Origin of the sequence: Umezawaea sp. (assembly GCF_036375055.1) — a bacterium.
Taxonomy (GTDB): domain Bacteria; phylum Actinomycetota; class Actinomycetes; order Mycobacteriales; family Pseudonocardiaceae; genus Umezawaea.
This window is the reverse complement of the sequence record NZ_DASUSQ010000060.1, coordinates 1-20,218: the sequence shown is the minus strand read 5'-3', so window position 1 is coordinate 20,218 and position 20,218 is coordinate 1. Positions and strand designations below refer to the sequence as shown.

Here is a 20,218-nt window from a genome sequence, read left to right as displayed (position 1 = left end):
AGCAACGACCTGGGCACCACCGAGCTCGCGATCACCGGCATGACCTGCGCCTCCTGCGCCCACCGCATCGAGCGCAAGCTCAACAAGCTCGAGGGCGTCACCGCGACCGTCAACTACGCCACCGAGAAGGCGAAGGTCACCTACGCCGCCGGCGTCACGACCGACGACCTCATCGCCACGGTCGAGAAGACCGGCTACACAGCGACGCTCCCCCGGCCCCGTCCGGAGGCTCGCCCCGAGCGTGCGAGGGGTGAGGAGGACGGGGTCCTTTCAGCCACGGCGTCGCTCCGGCAGCGGCTGCTGGTCTCCCTGGCGCTCTCGATACCCGTCGTCGCCATGGCGATGGTGCCGGCCCTGCAGTTCCGCAACTGGCAGTGGCTCTCGCTGCTGCTGGCGACGCCGGTGGTGCTGTGGGGCGGCTGGCCCTTCCACAAGGCCGCCTGGCAGAACCTCCGCCACGGCGCCGCGACGATGGACACGCTGATCTCGCTCGGTGTCTCGGCGGCGTTCCTGTGGTCGCTGTACGCCCTGTTCTTCGGCACGGCGGGTGTGCCGGGCATGACGCACGGCTTCGAGCTGACGGTCCGGCCGATGGCGGGCGACGGCAACCTCTACCTGGAGGTCGCCGCGGGCGTCACGACGTTCATCCTCGCCGGGCGGTACTTCGAGGTGAGGTCCAAGCGGCGGGCCGGTGCCGCGCTGCGCGCCCTGCTCGAACTGGGCGCGAAGGACGTCGCCGTGCTGCGCGACGGCCGCGAGGTCCGGATCGCCGCCGGCGACCTGCGCGTGGACGACCTGTTCGTGGTGCGTCCAGGCGAGAAGGTCGCCACCGACGGCGTGGTCGAGGAGGGCAGCTCGGCGATCGACGCGGGGATGCTCACCGGCGAGTCCGTCCCGGTCGAGGTGGCCGTGGGCGACGCGGTCACCGGTGCCACGGTCAACGCGGGCGGACGGCTGGTCGTGCGGGCCACCCGCGTCGGCGGGGACACCCAGCTCGCGCGGATGGCGCGGCTCGTCGAGGACGCGCAGAACGGCAAGGCCGAGGTCCAGCGGCTGGCCGACCGGATCTCCGCCGTGTTCGTGCCCGTCGTGATCCTGCTCGCCGCCGGCACGCTCGGCTTCTGGCTCGGCGCGGGCTCGGGCACCACGGCCGCGTTCACCGCCGCGGTCGCGGTCCTGATCATCGCGTGCCCGTGCGCCCTGGGTCTGGCCACGCCGACCGCCCTGCTCGTCGGCACGGGCCGCGGCGCCCAGCTGGGCATCCTGATCAAGGGACCGGAGGTGCTGGAGTCCACCCGCCGCGTCGACACCGTCGTGCTGGACAAGACCGGCACCGTCACCACCGGCCGGATGAGCCTGGTCGCCGTCCACCCCGCCGGGGGCGTCGACGAGGACGAGGCCCTGCGCCTGGCCGGAGCCCTGGAGCACGCCTCGGAACACCCGATCGCCAAGGCGATCAGCCAAGCGGCGACCACCGACCTGCCGCGGGTGGAGGACTTCCGCAGCCTGAACGGCCTGGGCGTGCGGGGCGTGGTCGAGGGACACGCGGTGCTCGTGGGCCGGGCGGCGCTGCTGGAGGACCGGGGCATCCACCTGGACGACGACCTGCTGGGCGCGAAGCGGCGGGCGGAGGCCCAGGGTCGCACCGCCGTCGTGGTCGCGTGGGACGGCGAGGCACGGGCCGTGCTCGTCGTGGCGGACACCGTGAAGCCGACGTCGGCGCGGGCTGTCACCGACCTGCGCGCCCTCGGTCTCAGGCCGATCCTGCTCACCGGCGACAACAAGGCCGCGGCCGACGCCGTGGCCGCCGAGGTGGGCATCGAGGAGGTCATCGCCGAGGTCCTGCCGGAGGACAAGGCGGACGTCGTCAAGCGGCTCCAGTCCGAGGGCCGGGTCGTGGCCGTGGTCGGCGACGGCGTCAACGACGCGGCCGCCCTGGCCCAGGCCGATCTGGGGCTGGCCATGGGAACGGGCACCGACGTGGCCATCGAGGCGGGCGACATCACCCTGGTCCGCGGCGACCTCCAGTCCTCCGTGGACGCCATCAGGCTGGCCCGCCGCACCCTGACCACCATCAAGGGCAACCTCTTCTGGGCGTTCGCCTACAACGTCGCCGCCCTCCCCCTGGCCGCCCTGGGCCTGCTCAACCCGATGATCGCCGGAGCGGCCATGGCGTTCTCCTCGGTCTTCGTGGTGAGCAACAGCCTCAGGCTGCGCGGTTTCCGCGGCACGACCGGGGGCGACCCGCGGCCAGCAGCCTGATCAGCCGCGGTACAGCTCGATGAGGTACCGCGTGCTGACGCTGTCGGGGTGGTCGGCGCCGAGGACCCGCTCCACGTCGGGCAGCAGGTCCAGCAGCACGGCGAGCGCTCCCTCCCGGTCACCGCCCTGTCCCCGCCCGTGAGCGACGGCGAGGCGAGTGGTCACCGTGTCCGGGTGGTCGACTCCGAGTGCGCGCACCTGGTGGGGCAACAGCTCCTCCAGCGCGGTCAACGCCCCGGCCTCGTCCCCCGCCAGTCGGCGCCAGAGGGCGAGTCTTCGTCGTGTGCTCAACGTGGAGGGGTCGTCGGCGCCGAAGAACTCCACCTGGTCGTGCAGGAGCGCTTCCGTCATGGCGACAGCCGTGGCGAACTCACCCGTCTCAGCACGCCAGGCGGCGATGGCCTCGCGTGCGAAGAGGGTCGACGGGTGGTCTTCCCCCAGCACGCGCCGCTGGTCCGGTTGGAGGTCCTCCAGATCCGCGACGGCCCCGGCCAGGTCTCCGGTGTCCTTTCGGCGCAGGGCGATGGTCCCGCGGATGTCGAGCGAGGTCGGGTGGTCGGTGCCGAAGATCCGTTCCTGGTCCCGGAGCAACTCCCGGAACTCCGCGAGGGCACCGGCCGGATCGCCCGCGATCCCGCGCGCGGAGGCCAACGCGTGACGGCAGGCCAGCGTGTGGGGGTGTTCCGCTCCCAGCAGCCTCAGCAGGTCGGGCAGCAGTTCCCGCAGCGCGCGCACGGCGCTCGTCGGATCACCCGCCTCCGCAGTCCAGTGAGCCGCGTTGTGCCGGGTGATCAGGGTGTTCGGGTGGTCCGGGCCGAGCACCGCGAGCTGGTCCGCCAGCAGGTTCTCGTAAGCCTCCACGGCGCCCGCCGGGTCACCCGCCTGTCCTCGTGACGTGGCGAGAGCCTGACGAGCGGCGAGGGTCGTGGGGTGCTCGGGTCCGAAGACCGCCACCAGATCGGTCAACAGCTCCTCGAACGAGGACAGCGTCGCGAGCGCGTCGCCCGCTTCCACCCGGCGCGACGCGAGGTTGGTTCGGGTGACGAGGGTGACGGGGTGATCAGCGCCCAGGACGCGCACCTGGTCAGCCACCAGTTCCTCGAACGCGCCGAGAGGACCGAGCGGGTCGTCCGCACGGCTCGACCAGGTGATGAGGTTGGCACGGGTGACCAGCGTGGCGCGGTCGTCGGCGCCGAGCACCCTCGACTGGTCGGGGAGCAGCTCTTCGAACGCCGTCGCCGCGCCGACCGGATCACCGGCGCGCGCTTGCCACAAGGCCACTTCGCCGCGGGTCTCCAGCACGTCGGGGTGGTCCGGCCCGAGGACCCGCACCTGGTCGACCAGCAGCTCCCGCAGCGCGCGCACCGCGCCGTCGCCGTCCCCGGTCTCCCCCTGCCAGCGAGCGGCTTCGGTGCGGGCCGACAGGGTCTCCGGGTGATCTGCCCCGAGGTGCCGGACGGCCAAGGCGTGCAACTGCCGGAAGCGCGTGCGGGCATCGGCGACGAGGCCGCTCTGACCGAGGCTCCTCGCGGCGCGGAACAGGACCTCGTGACCACCCCCGTGCCACAGGTGCTCTCCACCCGCCTCGGCCAACGCGTCGGCGTTCGCCCGCAGCACCTGCGCGGACAGGGCGTCCCGCTCGACTTCGGGCCACAGGTGGACCAGCGCGTCGGCCGCGGCGCGCGCCACGACCGGCAGCCGGTGCGGAGCCACACCGTCCCACGTGGCCCTCTGCACCAGCGCGTGCACCCGAACCAGTTCCCCGTCCACGGTGATCAGGCTCAGGCGGTGCAGGCAGGTCAGCCCGTCCCCGGCCGTCTCGGCGTCGACCGTCCGCCCGACCCGCTCGGTCAGGTAGCGGATGACGGCCGGGGTGCTGAACAGGTCAACGGGGATCCCGTCAGCGTTCAGGAAGGCGGCGACGTCCAGCAGCGGGCCCGCCATCCCCGCCGGCAGCAACCGGTCGGCGTGCTCGACCGAGATCGACCACGTCGCGGCCACGGTCGTTCGGTGGTCGTCCGGCAGGGCCTCGTCTTCGGGCACGACCGCGGCCAGGGACCGGCGGCGGTCGGTCAACCGCTCCAGGTAGGCGGCACAGGACAGATCCCGGTCGACCATGTACGCGACCGCTTGGGCCAGCGCCAACGGCAGGCACCCGAGGGCGTTCACCAGTTCGGCGGCGCTGTCGAGCAGGGGCTCGCGCTCGCCCAGACCGCTGGCCAGGTAGGCCAGGGCCTCCGACTCGGCGAAGGTCCCCACGTCGACGAACCCGCGGCCGTGGCCGCGCAGCGCGGTGTCCCGACGCCGGGTCGTCACCAGCACACGTCCGACGGCCACCAGCGGCGGCCAGAGTCCAGCGAGGTCACCAGGCGACTGGACGCCGTCGAGCACGACGAGCCACCGCACCGAGGTGTTCGCCAGCCACTCGAGCAACCGGCGTGCGCCTCCACCGGGATCCCCGTCCTCGACGCCGGTCAGATCCGCGGCGACCCGCGCGTAGCCGGAGGTGATCGCATCCCGTGATCCGGCGGAGATCCAGGCCAGCAGATCAACCTCCCCTGCGGCCCACACCCGCTCGACGTGGTCCACCGCGAGCTGGGTCTTGCCGACGCCCCCCAAGCCCGACAACACGGTGACCAGGCGATCCTCCCCGGCAGCAACCGCTTCCGCCGTTCCGCGCCGCTGGAACGACGCCGCCCGAGGAGGCACGTTCCCGGAGCGGTGCGGCAGGCTCACCACCGGTCGAGCGGCCGCGTGGTGGTGGTGGTGGTGGTGCACCCCGCCGTCGATCCGCCCCGCCTGGAGCAGGAAGCCCGACACCTCACCGGGCGCGGTGTTGACCACGTCGTACTCGGGTGAGCTGCGCCTGAACTCCGACACGACGACGTCGCCACCTTCCGCTCGCGGGTCAGGCGAAGGGTAACGACCCGAGCGCCGCTAGTGGCCCGCTCGCCCCTCACGGGCGAAGTGCGGTTCCGCCGCCTCCAGCCGCGGTACCGCGACCCCCAACCGCCGTGCCTCCGCCAGGGTGTCGCGACAGATCTCCCTCGGCTCCACGGCATCGGGGTCGGAGTGCGTCGCGAAGCTCACGCGCAGGGGCGCGACGTGGGCGAGCAGCCAGGTGAGCACGGAGGCCGTGAGCCGGGTGGGCGCGCGGAACAGCAGCAACCCGCTCCGGTGACGTCGCAGGTCGACACCGCGCGCCTCCAGGAGCGGCAGCAGTTCGCGACCGGCCAGCAGCGCCTCGCGCAGGTCGGCCTTCGCCCCCGCCAGCTCGGACAGCGACCCCAGCCGGAGCCCCTGCGAGTGCAGACCCGCGTCCGACACGAAGTGGGCCCACAGCCAGCCGCGGAAGTCGGGCTGCTCCCTGATCCGGAGCCCGGCCTCGCGGAACGCCTGCCGCACGGCCAGTTCGCGGTCGGTCGGAGGCCTGCCGAACGTGCCGAAGACGACCGACGGCAACATCATCCCGCGGAGCACACCGTCCGCACCGAAGCCGCCCCCCGCCAGGGGAAAGCCCCAGGCGACCTGATCGGCGGGGAGGTCACCGATCGCCGCGAGCGGCTCGGTCCAGACGTTGCCGAAGACCAGCACCGCGGCGTCGCCGAGCAGGGGCGTCAGCCAGGCCGCGGCCTCCGCGAGCTGGTGGTGCGACACGCTCAGCACGACCAGGTCGAAGTCGTGGTCCGGCCCCAGTTCCTCGCGGTAGCGCACCGGCCACTCCTCGACGACGCGCTGCCCCCACACCCGACGCCGCGCGTCGAACAGGTCGAGGCTCACCGCGTCCCCGTAAGCCACCGCACGACCAGGCCGGACGTAGAACTCGACGTCGTGCCCGGCCCGTTCCAGCGCCCAGCCGTACACGGTGGCGATCACGCCTCGCCCGATCATCAGGATCTTCACGCTGCACCTCGATGGGATACGCTCAATCGGAGGCAATCTCCACTTAAGAAAATATGGAGACAATCTCCATTTGTCAACGGGAGGTGGTCCATGACCGCTGCCAGACCGCTGCGCGCCGACGCCCAGCGCAACCGCGACGCCCTGATGGCCAAAGCACGGGAGGTCTTCGACACGGGCGACTTCTTCGACCTGCGCTTCGACGACTTCGCCGCACTGGCGGGCGTGGGCACCGGCACGCTGTACCGCCACTTCCCCACCAGGGAAGCGCTTGCCGAAGCGGTCTACCGCGAGGAGGTCACCGCACTCTGCGCCCGCGCCCGCGAACTGCTGACCACGCTGCCCGCGGTGGAGGCGCTGGCGACCTTCCTGCACCACGTGGTCGACTACCTGGACACCCACCGCGGCCTGGCCCGAACGGTGGCCACCCTCATGACCACCGGCTCGGACACCCTGGCCGAGGGCAGCCGAGCGCTGGAGCGGGCCGTCACCGACATCGTGGCCGCCGCCGTGGAGAGCGGCGGCATCCGCGACGACGTGGACGCCGGCGCCGTCATGGTGGCACTGCACGGAATCAGCGCGTCCCACGACCGCCCCGGTTGGCGGACCGAGGCCGACGGCGTGATCACCCTCGTGCTGAGCGGACTGCGACCGCGGTGATCACCGCGGTACACCCGCTCGTCCCAGTCCACTACGACGGATGACGCAACTTCACGATGGGATGCCTCCGGGAAGCCCTCCCGAAGCGTGGTAACCGGTGAGCCGCCGAAGAAGGCGGCCAACCGGAACTGGGGACCTCATTTGCGCGCACTGACCATCGGTGCCGCGGTCTTGACGACCGCCGCACTGCTGACGGGTACCGCCCACGCGGCAGCACCGTCCAACGACGACTTCGACCAGGCCACCACGATCACCGCACTGCCGTTCAGTTCCACTGTGGACACTGGAGGGTCCACGGTGGCGGACGACGACCCGACGGACTGCACGTGGAGCGCGGGCAGCGTCTGGCTCCGCTACACCGCACCAGCCGACGGATTCGTCCGGATGACGGCCGACCGGCCGACCGGCGACAAGCCCGCCATCTCCGCCTACACGGGTGAGCGCGGCGCGCTGACGTGGACGCCGGGCGCCTGCCGGACCTCGCACGGCCGCGGCTCCAACACGTTCGCCGTGGCGGCGGGCACCACCTACCACTTCCTGGTGCAGGACATCCAGAACCCAGGGCCTGCCACGTTCGGCGTGGAACTCGTGCCCGCGGCGCCCAACGACGACTTCGCAGGCGCCGTCGACGTCCCGCTGGACACCGACATCGCGGCCGACAGCGGTCCCACCTCGTCGCAGGCGGGTGAACCGGTGCCGCACTGCGAGCACTGGAACACGCGCTCGCTGTGGTACCGCTACACCCCCGACCGCGCCCGGATCGTCTCGGCCAAGGTCACCAACGAGCTCAGCACGCCGAGCGTGACGGTCTTCCGCGGCACCGCGCTCGACGCGCTGACCGAGGTGGACTGCGTTCACACCAGCCACACCCCCGCGGTCTTCGCCACCGCACCGGGCGAGACGTACTACCTGCGGGTCGCGGACGGCGTCCACAGCGCGGGAGCGCTCACGCTGCGCCTGGAGGACGCCCCGCGGATCGCACCGACCACCGAGTGGATCATCCCGAACGACCCCGGCGTCTTCGACGACGTCCGGTTCATCATCAACCCCGGTGACCCGGCGGGCCGCTGGCTCGCGGGCGGCGAGGTCCAGTTCGGCGACGGCACGTCCGCCGAGATCCCCGCGGTCGAGGGCGCGGCCGAGGTCTTCCACCGGTACGCCGACGACGGCGCGTACGAACTCACGATCACCGGCCACACCGCGGACGGCCGCTCCGGCTCCACAACCCAAACGCTGCGGGTGGAAACGCACGACGTGACCGTGTCGAACGTGACCGCACCCGCCACCGCGACCGCGGGCGACACCGGCCAGGTCCAGGTGTCGATCACCAACACCCGCTACACCGAAGACGTCGTGGTGGAACTCCTGCGCCGCAGGTGGGACGGCTACTTCGACATCGTGGGCACCGTGCCGCAGCACATCACGAAGGACAGCACGGCGGTCGTGCCCTTCACCTACACGTACACCGACGCCGACGCCGCCCTGGGCAGGGCGACGCTCAAGGCACGAGTGCGCCTCACCAGCAGCACGGACAACAACCCGACCGACAACGAACGCACGGTGGAAACGACGATCACCCCAACCAGCCAGCCCTGGACCCGAACCGGCCGGTCGGAGCCACCACCGGCACTGACCGGCCGGCCCGCTGGCCTCGCCGAGCCCAGCGACGTCGAGCGCACCCCAGACAGCCTGCGACACCGCCGCGCAGCGGTCGTTGGTCAGGTCACCGGGGCAGCCGAACGTCCAGGTGTCGACCGCCATCAACGGATACGCGCCCTGGACACAGGCGACCAGCACGACCACCGCACCACGACCAACTGGACCAAACAGCTGGTCGACGGCAACCTCGGCGCCGAATCCTGGTGTGAAGGTCCGCTCCCGGCCGACTGTGGCGGTACCAGGACTGGTGACCTCGACGGACAGGGCGACGTGACCGCCCACACCCCACAGGACTATCACTTTCCGTAGCGACGTTCTCACCAGCAGAAATGTGAGCATCAACACTAGCCCGTGATGTTCCCGTGTTCATTTCGTAATATGGCGCGCTGTGTGAGCATGCCCCGTCCCCAACGCAAGGTGTTCCCGAATGTCGGGCCGACATAGAACGACGCAGACAGCCAGCCGGAACCGGAAGCTGCCCATCGCAGTCGCCGCCACCCTCTCCGTGGGCCTGGTGGTGACCTTCTGGGCCGTCCGCGTTCCCGACCAGCCGGTCGATCCAGCCGGAGCGGTCGCCCACCTGGCCGCCCCGTCGACCCCCAGCAGCCAAGACCTGCGACCCGTCACCACGACGACCTCCGCGCCGCCATCCTCTCAACCTCCGGTGACCACCACGGCGCCTCCGGTGACCACGACCCCGCCGCCGGTGACCACGACAGCACCCGAGACCACCACGCCGCCCCCCGCGCCGTCCTGTCCGACCACCCTGGACGGCGTCAAACCGCATGCGGCGCAGGTAGGTCACCACCTCGCGGGCAAGTTCGGCGTCGACGACATCGGCGGCGCCACCGGCCGCGGCGGCTCCGGAGAACACCCCCTCGGCCTGGCGCTGGACTTCATGGTCGACACCGCCACCGGCAACGCCCTGGCCGAGCACGTGCTGGCCAACCGCCAGGCGTTCGGCGTCACCTACGTGATCTGGCGCCAGCGCTACAACGACGGCAGCGGCTGGTCGCCGATGGAGGACCGGGGCAGTCCCACGGCCAACCACATGGACCACGTGCACGTGTCGTTCCAGGCGACCGCGACCGTCGACGTCACCTGCTGATCTCGTCGAGCGGCGAGCGGACCACCTCCATCACCAGCGGTGAGTGGTGGGCAGGTGCCTTTCCGGTGCTCGGCGAAGTCCGACCGTCCGGTGTGGTGGTGCGTCCACCACACCGGACGGTCAGCGGGTCGAGCACGACCGCCCCTACTTCGCGGCGCACAGGGCCTTGTCGAAGAAGGCGAGGACTTCGTACTGCCGGACCTCGTCGTTCGTCCCCGCGACGGTGACCGCTCGGCCGTCGGGGGTGATCGCGGTGCGGGTCTGGAACCCGTCGGCGTCGCCGCCGTGGCCGTACGCGGTGATCCCGCAGCTGAGCTTCATCTCGATGGTGCCAAGACCGTAGCGCCAGCCATCGGGCCATCCGGACGTGGCCACCGTCTGACGCATCTCCGCCAGCCGGTTGGGCTTGAGCAGCCGACCGTCCTGCAGGGCGACCAGGAACTTGTTCACGTCACTCGGGGTGGCGATCATCTGTCCCGCGGCGCCGGCGATCGACGGGTCGAACCGGGTGATGTCGATCAACTCTCCGTCGATCGGCTTGCCGTTGGCGTCCTTGGGCATCATGTAGCCCCGCGGGTGCGGGGCACGGATCTCGCGGTCGCCCTGGCCGGGGTAGTAGGTCTCCGTCAGCCCGATCCGGTTGATGATCCGGTCCGTGACCACCTCGGCGAACGGGCGTCCTGCCACCTTTTGCGCCACCAGGCCCAGCAACACGTACCCGGCGTTGCTGTAGTCCCACACCCTGTCCTGCCCCGGAGCGAACGTCGGTGCTTGCGTCAAGGACGAGTCCAACAACTCCCGTGCGTCGAAGTACCGGTCCTTGATCGGCAGGATCCCCTGGGACATCAGGGGGACCCCGGTGGGCATCCCGCTGGTGTGGTTCAGCAGTTGTCGGATCGTGATCGTCCGGCCATCGATCGCCGCACCGTCCCCGGTACCCCGCACCACGCCCGGCAGGACCTTCTCCACCGTGTCGTCCAGCGCGAGCTCGCCCTCGTCGACCAACTGCAGGATCGCCACCGCGGTGAACATCTTCGTGATGCTGGCGATCCGGACGTAGCCGTCCTTCGGCACCTTCGACTTCGTCCGGATGTCACCCACTCCAGCGGTGTAGTCCGTCACCCGCCCGTCCCGGCTCCGCACCGACATCAGCATCCCCGGCAGCGACCCGTCGCTGACCAGCTCCTCCAGACCTGCCTGCAACTCCTTGTCGTGAACCGGCCTCGATTTGCCGTCCGGCGCGGTCGCCGACGCCACGCCCGACACCGCGAGTCCGGCGATCGTCACCGCCGCCATCGCCGCGGCGACCACACCACGACGCCGGCGCGCGGGACTCGGGCGGGTTCCGGCCGGGCGACTGAGATCATTCGACAACAGACACTCCTCTTTGGACGATTGGGGCTGACCTGCACAAGTGTTGCCGCCGCCCCGGCTCCTCACCATCTCGTGCGCTGCACACCTCCGGTACAGCCAGCACTACCCCCGACACCCCGGAGGGCGCCCCTTCAGCCGGGCGTCAGTCCGCGCACAGCGCGGCGTCGATGAGCGCGTCCCGGTCCGCGGCGACGGACTCGTCGGTTACCGATCCGTTGAGCGAGGTGACCGTGAGGGTCACCGCGCGACCGTCATCGGTGGCCGCGTCGTGGGTCGCGTAGCCCGGGATGTTGCCGCCATGGCCCCACGCGACCCCGCCGCAGCTCAACGGCAGGCTGAAGATGCCGAGTCCGTAGCCAGGGCCCGACCTCGTATCCGGGTCCACCGGGATGGTGGTGCGCATCTGGGCCAGCTGGGCCGGTTCGAGCAACTCGCCGCCCAGCAGCGCGCGCAGGAACGTGTTGAGGTCGTCGGGTGTGGAGACCAGCTGGCCGGCTGCCCAGCCCCAGCTCGGGTCCATGCTGGTGAAGTCGAACAGCTCCTTGGTCGTCGGGTTGCGCTGGTAGCCCCTGGGGTGGCGGCCGCGGATGTCCTGCTCGCCGACCTCGGGCGCGTACGTGTCGCGCAGACCGATCCGCTCGATGACCCTGGTGGTCACCAGTTCGTTGAACGGGCGACCGGTGACCCGTTGGGCGATCAGCCCGGCCAGGACGTAGTTCGTGTTGCTGTAGGACCAGCCTCCGCCGGCGGGCCCGCCGTCCTCCCTGGCGTTCGCCAGGTCGAGCAGTTCGCGCGGTTCGAGGTAGACGTGCCGGTACGGGAAGAAGTCGCCCAAGGGCTCGAACATCGAGCTGGTGTAGTCGGGTAGGCCGCTGTTGTGCTGCAGCAGCTGGCGAACCGAGATGTTGGAGGCGTCCACGCCCTTGGCCCGCACCAAGCCCGGCAGGTACTTCTCGATCGGCGCGTCGAGTTCCACCTCGCCCTCTCCGGCGAGCTGGAGCACGACCACGGAGGCGAACATCTTGCTCGCGCTGCCGATCCGCACCCTGCCGTTCACCGGCACCTGCTCGCCGGTCCGCAGATCACCGAGCCCGGCCGTGTAGTGGCGGGTCCGGCCGCGGTGGTCCCGGACGGCAGCCAGCGCTCCTGGGTGCCGGTCGACACCGACGAGCTTGTCGATGCTCTGCTGCACCGCATCGCGGCGGGGCTCGGCCTGGGAGGCTGCGATCGAGCTGGCGAACGCGAGGCCGCCCGCCGCGACCGCCGCCACCGTCATGGTGGCCAGACGGCGACACCGCGGGGAACGAGGTCGACATCGCTGAGAAGAGGATGTGAACAAGGCAGACAACTCCTGGGTTCCACGAACGTCGGTCTTGCGATGACCGAGTGTCCCCAGGCTGCTCATCCCCTCCCCGGTGGACAATCCAGCTTGCTGGACGACCGAGGTAGTGGTGGCACCCCCGCGCCAGGGCCGCTCTTGTCCTGGTGGGTGGGAGAGGACGGCCCAGGTCGACTCGGTTTGATGTGGCAGTGCGCTGATCGGATATGGTCCCGGCTCGGGAGGTGGGATGACGCGGGTGTGGCAGCGCCTGTGGGCGTCGCTCGATGCCGCTGCGCGCCTGGTGGGTGGCCTGGGCACGGCATTGCTCGCAACGGTCGTCCTCGTCTGGATCGGCGTGGTCGTGCTGCTCAGCTGCGTCGGTGTCGGCATTCTCCTGGTGCCCTCCGCCCTGCGCGTGCTGCGGGCGGTCGCGAACCGGGAACGGGCCCGGCTCGATGTTCTCGACCCCGGCCCCGTGCCGCGCGAGGCGCGCGCCGCGGTGCGCGACGTGGTCGTGCGGCGTGAGCTGGCCTGGCTGCTGCTGCACGCCACAGCCGGCTTTGCTGTCGGGTTCACCGGAATCGCGATGCCGCTCACGATGGTGCAGAACACGACGTACCCGTTCTGGTACCGCTTGCTGCCGCCCGTGGACAACACCCCCAGCTTCATCTTCTGGGACATCTTCTGCGATGTCACAGACCTGACCGGCGCGTTGGTCGTCGCGCTGACCGGCGTGCTCTGCGGCGCCTTCATCGTCGCGCTCGGGCCGGCACTCGTCCGGGTGCAGGAGTGGCCGGGCCTGCACCTGCTGGCACCTCCCGCCGGCACCGACCTCTCGTTGCGGGTCGTCGAGTTGACCGCCACCCGTGCCGCCGCCCTCGACGCGCACGCCGCCGAGCTGCGCCGCATCGAGCGGTCGCTGCACGACGGCACGCAGAACCGGCTGGTCGCGGTGAACGTGCTGCTCGGCGCCGTGCGGCGGGCCGTGGACCGGGACCCCGCCGCGGCCCGTGCCGCGCTGGACCTCGCCCAGGACGCCTCCGAACAGGCGCTCTCCGAGCTGCGTGCGGTGGCGCGCAGCATCCTGCCCCCGGTACTGGCCGACCGCGGACTGGCCGGTGCCCTGGCAGGCCTCGCGGGTAGCTGCGGGGTGCCGTGCGAGATGGTGGTGGACGTACCGGGCCGGTGCGCCGCCTCGGTCGAGGCCACCGCATACTTCGTGGTGGCCGAGGCCCTGTCCAACGTGACCAAGCACAGCGGCGCCGCGAGTGCCGTGGTGGCGGTGGCCAGAGAGGGTGATCGGCTGCTGCTCCGGATCGACGACGACGGTCGGGGTGGCGCGGATGAGAGCGGCGGGTCGGGCCTTTCCGGCATCCGCAGGCGGATCGAGGCGTTCGACGGGCGCTTCACCCTGGACAGCCCGCCTGGCGGGCCCACGACGATGCAAGTGGAGTTGCCGTGCGGATCGTGATCGCGGAGGACGAGCCGTTGCTGCGGGAGGGTTTGGCGCTGTTGCTGCGCGCCGAGTCGCTCGACGTGGTGTGCACCACCGACACACCGGGATCGTTCCTGGCGGCGGTGTCCGAGCACGAGCCGGACGTCGCCATCGTCGACGTGCGGATGCCACCCACGCACACCGATGAGGGGATCGTGGCGGTCGTCGAGGCGCGGCGGCGCCAGCCCGGCCTCGCGGTGCTCGTGCTCTCGGCGTACGTGGAGCAGACGTTCGCCACCGAACTGCTGACCGGCGGCGCCAGCAGGCTCGGCTACCTGCTGAAGGAACGGGTGGGGCGGGTCGACGAGTTCATGAGCGCGCTGCACCGGGTGGCAGGCGGCGGCACCGCCGTGGACCCCGAGGTGGTGGGCCAACTGCTGGCCCGCAACCCGCACACCAGCGCGTTGGGCCGGCTGAGCCCCAGGGAACGCGACGTGCTCGCACTCATGGCCCAAGGACTCGGCAACACCGCCATCGCCGAGAAGCTCGTCATCACCGAAGGCGGAGTGCACAAGCACATCCGCAGCATCTTCGCGAAACTCGACCTCGCACCCGACGACCGGGCCGACCGGCGCGTCACCGCGGTCCTGCGCTACCTGGAGGGCAGCGGACCGAGGTAGCGCCGGTTCGTCGGCCACCGCGGCGAGCGCGGAGCGGAGCCACGCCGCGGCGGGCACGGGTACGTGGTTGCGTCCGCACGATCCCCACCGTCATCCAGCCGGTGCTGACCGACAACGGTGGGGTCGGCAAAGCGGTCGCCGGCGGACGTGGAGCAGGTCGGCCCAGAGCCGGTCCCCCTCTGCGCACAACGCACCAGAGCGACGGAGTCCGCTGCCCGAGCCGGTGATGGGCGAACAGGTAGACCCTGGTCACCGCGGGGCTGACAACGGCACACGAGTTCCGCAGAACCGAGCAAGGTCCTGCTGCGCTTCGAACTCGTCGCACCAGCGCGCGGAATCGAGGTGCAGCCTGCTCTACCTGACACCTGGGAGCCTGCGGTATCGGCGACGCAGGCGAACACCACTAACTTCTCGGTCATGAACTTCTCGCCCACCCGCGGCCAAGCCCTGCTCGCGACGGTCCTGGTAGTCAGCGTCGCGGCCAACGTCGCCGCTCAAGCCTTCGGTCTGAGCCTCTACATCAGCGCCGCTTTCGGGCTGATCGCCGTCGCCAGCGGCATCACGCTGTTCTCCAACCACCGCAAGAACCGTCAGGATCCGCGGACCTGAAGCGGTTGATGCCCGTTCATCACGGGTCGTCACCACGACGGGGATCTGGCTGCGCGCTCTGGAGAGGTTGGAGACGCACACTCCTGTAGCGCTGGTCCTGACCGGTGGGAAGATCCACGGGCTGCCCCGCCGAGGTGCCCTGACCATCGATGATGACAGCGAGCGCGGCCCGGCCTCGGGTAGTTTCCGGTGGCGTGCGACGGCGGCCGTCCGGACCAGACGGTTGCCGCGCAGAGCGGGACGGTCCCCCGGTTGCCGGGGCTCGCATCCGGACCGGAGCCCCAGGTCCGGCGGCGCCCGGCTCCCACCTACCGCCGCTGACGACGAACAGCCTGCGGAAATGACGTCCGAGTTCGTGCGGCGCACCAACGCACGGTGTCCGCCGCTGCGTTGACGGCGGCCGTGCTCGTCGAACCGGGCCGGCATCGCCGCCGCGGAGCGAAGGTACAGCCTGCACTACCGAGGAACACCCGCAGCCTGGGTCGCTCCGGCCGACCGACGGCATTACGGTTCTGCCTGGGAGTAAAAGGACTCCACACGGTTCGCGATCGACAGCTTGCCCTCCGTTCTGCTTCTCGGAGCCTCTCGAAACGAGCCTCATGTTCCCCGTGCTGCAGGCGGTGTTGGCCGTCCTGTCCCTGCTCTGCGTCACCTGGTCGTTGGTGCTGATCGCGGCGAACAAGCCGCTGCTGCCGCTGGTGGGAGCCAAGCGAGGACTCGTCGGCCTCCTCGCCGCGCTCGAGATCGGACTGCTGGTCCAAGCTGTCGTCGGCGTCGTGCAGATGCCCGGCCTGGACGGGGAGACCGACCGGTTGTCCTTCCTCGGCTACCTCGCCGGGCCGCCGCTGATCCTCCCGGTCGCGGTCGTGTGGTCGGCGGCGGAACGCACCCGATGGAGCGCGGGTGTGCTGGCGGCCGCCTGCTTCAGCGTGCCCGTCATGGTTCTACGCCTCGGCCAGCTCTGGGCCGGACATGCGTGACACATCGACCCGCCAGGGACCGGGCCGCACGCTGGTCGCCGTTTACGGGATCTTCGCCGTCGCCGCCACCTCGCGGTCGGCAGTGCAGCTCGCTACCCGCTTCGACCAAGCCCCCATCGCGTACGTGCTGTCCGCGCTCGCCGCCGGGGTCTACGTGCTGGCCACCGTCACCCTTGCGGTCGACTCACGGCGGATCGCACTTGCCGCGTGCACCGTCGAACTCGTCGGCGTGCTCGCGGTCGGCGCGGCCAGCCACGTGGCACCCGACGCTTTCCCCGACGCGACGGTGTGGTCGTTCTTCGGAATCGGCTACGGCTTCGTCCCGTTGGCGCTGCCGGTTCTCGGCCTGTGGTGGTTGAGGAGGACCGCGTGACCGGCGTGCTCAGCGACTGGTTCTTCACCAGCGCGTTCGGGATCTACATGGCCGCTGCCCTGTTCTGCGCCGCAGAGTGGTCTCTCACGCGGTACTCGGATTCACCGCCACCCGCCGCTGTCCGATGCGGGCGGCTCGGCGTCGCGCTGACCGTGCTGGGTGCGGTGCTGCACCTCGTGTCACTGGTGCTGCGAGGCGTTGCCGCGCATCGTGTTCCGTGGGCCAACATGTACGAGTACCTGTCCTCGTTCGGACTGGTCGTGGTGGTCGCTTGGCTCTACGTGGTGTGGCGTCACGAGCTGAGGCGGCTATCGCTGTTCGTGCTCCTGCCGCTGGCCCTGTTGTTGTTCCTCGCGGGTAATCAACTCTACGTCGAGGTCGCTCCGGTGCAGCCCGCCCTGCGGTCGTACTGGATCGCGATCCACGTAGCGGCGGCCCTGATGGCGAGCGGCGTCTTCTTGCTGTCCGGCGTCATCAGCGGCCTGCACCTGTGGGCCTCGTACCGCCCGGTGAGACGACTTCCGCTGATCGACCACCTCGACCAAGTCGCCTACCGCACCGGCACGATCGGCTTCGTGACGCTCACCTTCGCGATCATCACCGGCGCGGTCTGGGCCGAGGCGGCATGGGGCCGTTACTGGGGCTGGGATCCGAAGGAGACGGTCGCGTTCGTTTCCTGGGTCTGTTACGCGGCCTACCTGCACGCCCGCGCGACGGCCGGGTGGCGCGGCAAGCCAGCGGCCTGGGTCAACGTCGTTGGAATGCTCGCCGTGCTGTTCAACCTCTTCTTCGTCAACCTCGTGGTATCCGGCCTGCACTCCTACGCCAGCGCGGACTGAAGACGATTTCCACGGCATTGACGCGCTGCCAGTGGTCGGCACGCACCTGAGCTGCCCCGAGTTCGGTGGAGACCTTGATGTGCCCTGGGTTTTGCGGAGTCGGATTACTGGACTTCATGCTGATGATCCCCAGGAGAAGTCAGCATGCCCAGAAGTTGCCCGTCAGAGTTCCGCAGCAAGGTCCTCGATCTTCTCAAAGCCGGCCGCACCGTCGCCCAGGTCGCGCACGACCTGCAGATCAGCGACCAGACCATCTACACCTGGCGCCGCCAGGCGCTCGTCGATGCCGGACAAGAACCAGGCCTGACCTCGGTAGAGAAGGCCGAACTTGCCTCGGCCCGACGTCGGATCGCCGAACTGGAGACCGAACTGGCGATCCACCAGCGTGCCACCGAACTACTCAAGGAGGCGGTGCGCCCAAAAGCCCGCTTCGCCGCGATCGCGGCGATGGCCCAGGACGGACTGTCGATCCAGACTGCCTGCCGAATCCTGGGAGTGTCTGAGTCAGGGCTGCACGCCTGGCGTAGTCGAGCTCCGTCGGCTCGCTCGGTGCGGCACGCCTGGCTGACCGACCTCATCAGGCAGGTCCACGCCGCCTCCAACGGGGTGTACGGCTCCCGGCGGGTGCGCGCCGAGTTGATGCTGGGCCGTGGCATCACGGTGAGCCACGGCGCGGTCGAGATGCTGATGAAACGTGCGGGTATCACCGGACTTCCGGGCCGCAAACATCGGCGGCCCAGGCCGGACACGGCCACCGCGACCGACCTGGTCGACCGCGATTTCGTCCGCACCGCACCGAACCAGCTTTGGATCACCGACATCACCGAACACCGCACCCGTGAGGGCAAGGTCTACTGCGCCGTAGTGCTGGATGCCTTCTCCCGCAAGGTGGTTGGCTGGTCGATCGACAGCCGCCAGGACGCCGCGTTGGTGACCAACGCGCTCGGTATGGCCCTGCACAACCGCGAGGCCGCAACGGACACCGTGATCCACTCCGACCACGGTGTCCAGTACACATCATGGGCGTTTACCTTACGTGCCAAGGAGTCCGGGCTGCTGCCGTCGATGGGTTCGATCGGCGACTGCTACGACAACGCGATGATGGAATCGTTCTGGGGCCGGATGCAGACCGAACTACTGGACCGCAAACGCTGGCGCACCCGCCTCGAGTTGGCCAACGTGATCTTCGAGTACCTGGAGATCTTCCACAATCGGCAGCGTCGCCACAGCTCCCTGGACGTGCTCACCCCGATCGAGTATGAAATGCTCCACGTAGCCCCAAACGTGGCATGAAGTCCACCGAGTCGACTCCACGAAATCCAGGGCATCAGTCTCCATCAAAGCCGGGGCACCTCACACCTATGGCGTGGTCGACCGCGCCGTACATGGATGGATCGCCGACGAGTACGGACGCTCGGTGGTGAAGAACAGCATCGCGGTCCTCGTGCGCGTCATGGAGAAGGCATTGCGAGACGGGCTGCTTGACCGCAACCCGGCACGGATCACCGGCTGGCAGCGGGAGTACGCCCGCGCCGAGGATGAGTTGGACGACCCGCGCTCCTTCGCGCTGCCGGACTGGACCACGTTGACCCGCCTCTCCGATGCGCTGGCCGCCAAGTCTTCCGGCGAGTACGCGGGCTGGGGCGACGTGGTGTTGTTCGCCGCCTGTACCGCGGCCCGGATCGGCGAGGTGTCCGGATGCTGGGTGAAGGACATCGACACCACCGAGTGGACATGGAACGTCCGGCGCCAGACCATGAACGGTCCGGGAGGCCTGATCGATAAGGGCACCAAGGGAAACGGGCGCGAAAGGTGCCGATCATTGAGGAGATCCGCGAGTTGGTGGCACGCCGGATCGCCGGGACGGACGGAACTGGCGACGCCCGGCTGTTCACCGGGCCGCGAGGTGGCCGAATCTCCACCGCCGTTTTTCGCGACGCGACCCACTGGGACGAGGTGGTGAACCAGTTCGGCTACGAGCACCTGCGGCGTCACGACCTGCGGCACACCGGCCTGACCTGGATGGCCGATGCCGGTGTTCCGGTGCACCATCTCCAGAAGGTCGCCGGCCACGGCTCGCTCACCACTACGCAGCGGTACCTGCACCCCAACCGCAAATCGGTCACCGACGCGGGAGCGCTGCTCTCACAGCACCTGCAACGGTCTACGGAGGGGTCGACGACTGCGCAGCCCACACTCATCGATGGTGCGTTCAGTCCCCGCGCGTCGTGATCATCTATAGGCTCGGGTGATGCGCGATTCACTGCGGGAAGTTCTTCTGCATCAGCGGAGTTACGCGCCCAAGGACTCCGATGCCATGGTTCGCCGCGGACAGCTCATCCGGAAGGATCTCGCGGGACAATTGAGGGGGCAACTGGACGCGTTGTCCAGTGATCCTGATGTGGACATTGGCGATCTACGGGTTGAAGCACGTGACGCGACTGGGCTTTACAGCGAGATCCCTTGGGCGCGTATTCACTCGCTTGGTCGATCACCTTCGGCGACGATCGGTTGGTACGTGGTCTACCTGTTCGACGCCCCTGGTGACAACGTCTACCTCTGTCTGATGCAGGGCACAAGCCGCTGGCAAAACAACCAGTACAAGACGCGCCCGCTGCCTGAACTTCGCCAACGAGTGGAGTGGGCGCGCAAGGTGTTGGACGATCGCTTGAAAGTTCGCCCGGATCTGACCCGCACCATCAAGTTGAACGCTCGCGGTAAGAAGCTCGCACCGGGGTACGAGGCTGGGACGGTTGCCGCATTCGCGTATCCGGTAGACGCACTCCCATCAGATGACGTGCTCTCGGAAGACCTGCGGTTCCTGCTGTCGGCCTTGTCGGACTTGTACGGCGCACTGGACCAAGCGCTCGACATACCTGGAGAACCCGCCCCAGAGATCGCCGAGGTGATCGATGCAAGTGAACGTGCCGCACTTCGACGCGGCAGCCGAGGACAGGGAAGACGGTTGAGTGCCGAGGAGAGGTCGGCGATCGAGCGGCGCGCAATGGACGTGGCCAG

18 protein-coding genes are annotated in these 20,218 nt (G+C 69.7%); 14 read left to right on the top strand and 4 right to left on the bottom strand.

The genetic code is table 11. The features are described 5' to 3' along the window. The first annotated feature begins 39 nt into the window (after positions 1-39). Positions 40-2,262: a heavy metal translocating P-type ATPase gene (locus VFZ92_RS16735; RefSeq protein WP_330876863.1), complete on the top strand. Its 2,223-nt coding sequence runs from the start codon at positions 40-42 to the stop codon at positions 2,260-2,262. Here VFZ92_RS16735 and VFZ92_RS16730 read toward each other — a convergent pair whose 3' ends face one another. Further along, positions 2,263-5,142, bottom strand: coding sequence for a tetratricopeptide repeat protein (locus VFZ92_RS16730; RefSeq protein ID WP_330876860.1), 2,880 nt, complete (start codon positions 5,140-5,142; stop codon positions 2,263-2,265). A gap of 57 nt (positions 5,143-5,199) precedes the next feature. Further along, entirely contained in the window at positions 5,200-6,165 is a 966-nt protein-coding gene (locus tag VFZ92_RS16725) for a ketopantoate reductase family protein (protein WP_330876859.1), read from the bottom strand. A gap of 90 nt (positions 6,166-6,255) precedes the next feature. Between VFZ92_RS16725 and VFZ92_RS16720 the strand changes: the two genes are divergently transcribed. The 3 genes from VFZ92_RS16720 to VFZ92_RS16710 all read left to right on the top strand — a co-directional run bounded on the left by VFZ92_RS16720 (position 6,256) and on the right by VFZ92_RS16710 (position 9,589). Then, on the top strand, positions 6,256-6,822 hold the full coding sequence (locus tag VFZ92_RS16720; RefSeq protein ID WP_330876858.1) for a TetR/AcrR family transcriptional regulator: 567 nt from the start codon (positions 6,256-6,258) through the stop codon (positions 6,820-6,822). 87 nt (positions 6,823-6,909) lie between these two features. Next, entirely contained in the window at positions 6,910-8,790 is a 1,881-nt protein-coding gene (locus tag VFZ92_RS16715; RefSeq protein WP_330876857.1) for a hypothetical protein, read from the top strand. Positions 8,791-9,187: 397 nt separating this feature from the next. Next, the gene (locus VFZ92_RS16710; protein WP_330876856.1) at positions 9,188-9,589 is read left to right on the top strand and encodes a hypothetical protein; all 402 of its coding nucleotides are present in this window, start codon (positions 9,188-9,190) and stop codon (positions 9,587-9,589) included. Positions 9,590-9,733: 144 nt separating this feature from the next. Here the strand turns inward: VFZ92_RS16710 and VFZ92_RS16705 are convergent, their stop codons facing one another. Together VFZ92_RS16705 and VFZ92_RS16700 are read right to left on the bottom strand one after the other, a co-directional pair. Further along, on the bottom strand, positions 9,734-11,032 hold the full coding sequence (locus tag VFZ92_RS16705; RefSeq protein ID WP_330876855.1) for a serine hydrolase domain-containing protein: 1,299 nt from the start codon (positions 11,030-11,032) through the stop codon (positions 9,734-9,736). A gap of 73 nt (positions 11,033-11,105) precedes the next feature. Then, entirely contained in the window at positions 11,106-12,239 is a 1,134-nt protein-coding gene (locus VFZ92_RS16700) for a serine hydrolase domain-containing protein (protein ID WP_330876854.1), read from the bottom strand. A gap of 292 nt (positions 12,240-12,531) precedes the next feature. Between VFZ92_RS16700 and VFZ92_RS16695 the strand changes: the two genes are divergently transcribed. From VFZ92_RS16695 to VFZ92_RS16650, 10 genes are all read left to right on the top strand, one after another. Beyond that, the gene (locus VFZ92_RS16695; RefSeq protein WP_330876853.1) at positions 12,532-13,755 is read left to right on the top strand and encodes a sensor histidine kinase; all 1,224 of its coding nucleotides are present in this window, start codon (positions 12,532-12,534) and stop codon (positions 13,753-13,755) included. Next, positions 13,743-14,399 (top strand): response regulator transcription factor, encoded by a 657-nt coding sequence (locus VFZ92_RS16690; RefSeq protein ID WP_330876852.1) that lies wholly within the window; start codon positions 13,743-13,745, stop codon positions 14,397-14,399. The genes VFZ92_RS16695 and VFZ92_RS16690 overlap by 13 nt, the downstream gene beginning before the upstream one ends. 417 nt (positions 14,400-14,816) lie before the next feature. Continuing rightward, complete coding sequence (locus VFZ92_RS16685) at positions 14,817-15,008, top strand: hypothetical protein (protein ID WP_330876851.1); 192 nt, start codon at positions 14,817-14,819, stop codon at positions 15,006-15,008. Positions 15,009-15,607: 599 nt separating this feature from the next. Then, the gene (locus VFZ92_RS16680; RefSeq protein ID WP_330876850.1) at positions 15,608-15,988 is read left to right on the top strand and encodes a hypothetical protein; all 381 of its coding nucleotides are present in this window, start codon (positions 15,608-15,610) and stop codon (positions 15,986-15,988) included. Then, positions 15,981-16,361, top strand: coding sequence for a hypothetical protein (locus tag VFZ92_RS16675; RefSeq protein ID WP_330876849.1), 381 nt, complete (start codon positions 15,981-15,983; stop codon positions 16,359-16,361). The genes VFZ92_RS16680 and VFZ92_RS16675 overlap by 8 nt, the downstream gene beginning before the upstream one ends. A gap of 47 nt (positions 16,362-16,408) precedes the next feature. Beyond that, complete coding sequence (gene ccsB, locus VFZ92_RS16670) at positions 16,409-17,200, top strand: c-type cytochrome biogenesis protein CcsB (protein ID WP_330876862.1); 792 nt, start codon at positions 16,409-16,411, stop codon at positions 17,198-17,200. Between the two features lie 144 nt (positions 17,201-17,344). Next, entirely contained in the window at positions 17,345-18,493 is a 1,149-nt protein-coding gene (locus VFZ92_RS16665) for an IS3 family transposase (RefSeq protein ID WP_330876848.1), read from the top strand. Positions 18,494-18,566: 73 nt separating this feature from the next. Continuing rightward, complete coding sequence (locus VFZ92_RS16660; RefSeq protein WP_330876864.1) at positions 18,567-19,163, top strand: hypothetical protein; 597 nt, start codon at positions 18,567-18,569, stop codon at positions 19,161-19,163. Next, positions 19,055-19,432, top strand: a complete 378-nt coding sequence (locus VFZ92_RS16655) for a tyrosine-type recombinase/integrase (protein ID WP_330876861.1) — start codon at positions 19,055-19,057, stop codon at positions 19,430-19,432. Before VFZ92_RS16660 ends, VFZ92_RS16655 begins: the two co-directional genes overlap by 109 nt. Positions 19,433-19,451: 19 nt before the next feature. Further along, positions 19,452-20,218: MrcB family domain-containing protein (locus VFZ92_RS16650; RefSeq protein WP_330876847.1), on the top strand; the 767-nt coding region annotated here is incomplete at its 3' end.

Excerpts from the sequence above, each read along its gene's own strand:
- VFZ92_RS16665 (WP_330876848.1), top strand. The coding sequence starts at position 17,345 with ATGCCCAGAAGTTGCCCGTCAGAGTTCCGCAGCAAGGTCCTCGATCTT.
- VFZ92_RS16685 (WP_330876851.1), top strand. The coding sequence starts at position 14,817 with ATGAACTTCTCGCCCACCCGCGGCCAAGCCCTGCTCGCGACGGTCCTG.
- VFZ92_RS16680 (WP_330876850.1), top strand. The coding sequence starts at position 15,608 with ATGTTCCCCGTGCTGCAGGCGGTGTTGGCCGTCCTGTCCCTGCTCTGC.
- ccsB (WP_330876862.1), top strand. The coding sequence starts at position 16,409 with ATGGCCGCTGCCCTGTTCTGCGCCGCAGAGTGGTCTCTCACGCGGTAC.
- VFZ92_RS16675 (WP_330876849.1), top strand. The coding sequence starts at position 15,981 with ATGCGTGACACATCGACCCGCCAGGGACCGGGCCGCACGCTGGTCGCC.
- VFZ92_RS16705 (WP_330876855.1), bottom strand. The coding sequence starts at position 11,032 with ATGGTGAGGAGCCGGGGCGGCGGCAACACTTGTGCAGGTCAGCCCCAA.
- VFZ92_RS16720 (WP_330876858.1), top strand. The coding sequence starts at position 6,256 with ATGACCGCTGCCAGACCGCTGCGCGCCGACGCCCAGCGCAACCGCGAC.
- VFZ92_RS16695 (WP_330876853.1), top strand. The coding sequence starts at position 12,532 with ATGACGCGGGTGTGGCAGCGCCTGTGGGCGTCGCTCGATGCCGCTGCG.
- VFZ92_RS16735 (WP_330876863.1), top strand. The coding sequence starts at position 40 with ATGACCTGCGCCTCCTGCGCCCACCGCATCGAGCGCAAGCTCAACAAG.
- VFZ92_RS16700 (WP_330876854.1), bottom strand. The coding sequence starts at position 12,239 with ATGACGGTGGCGGCGGTCGCGGCGGGCGGCCTCGCGTTCGCCAGCTCG.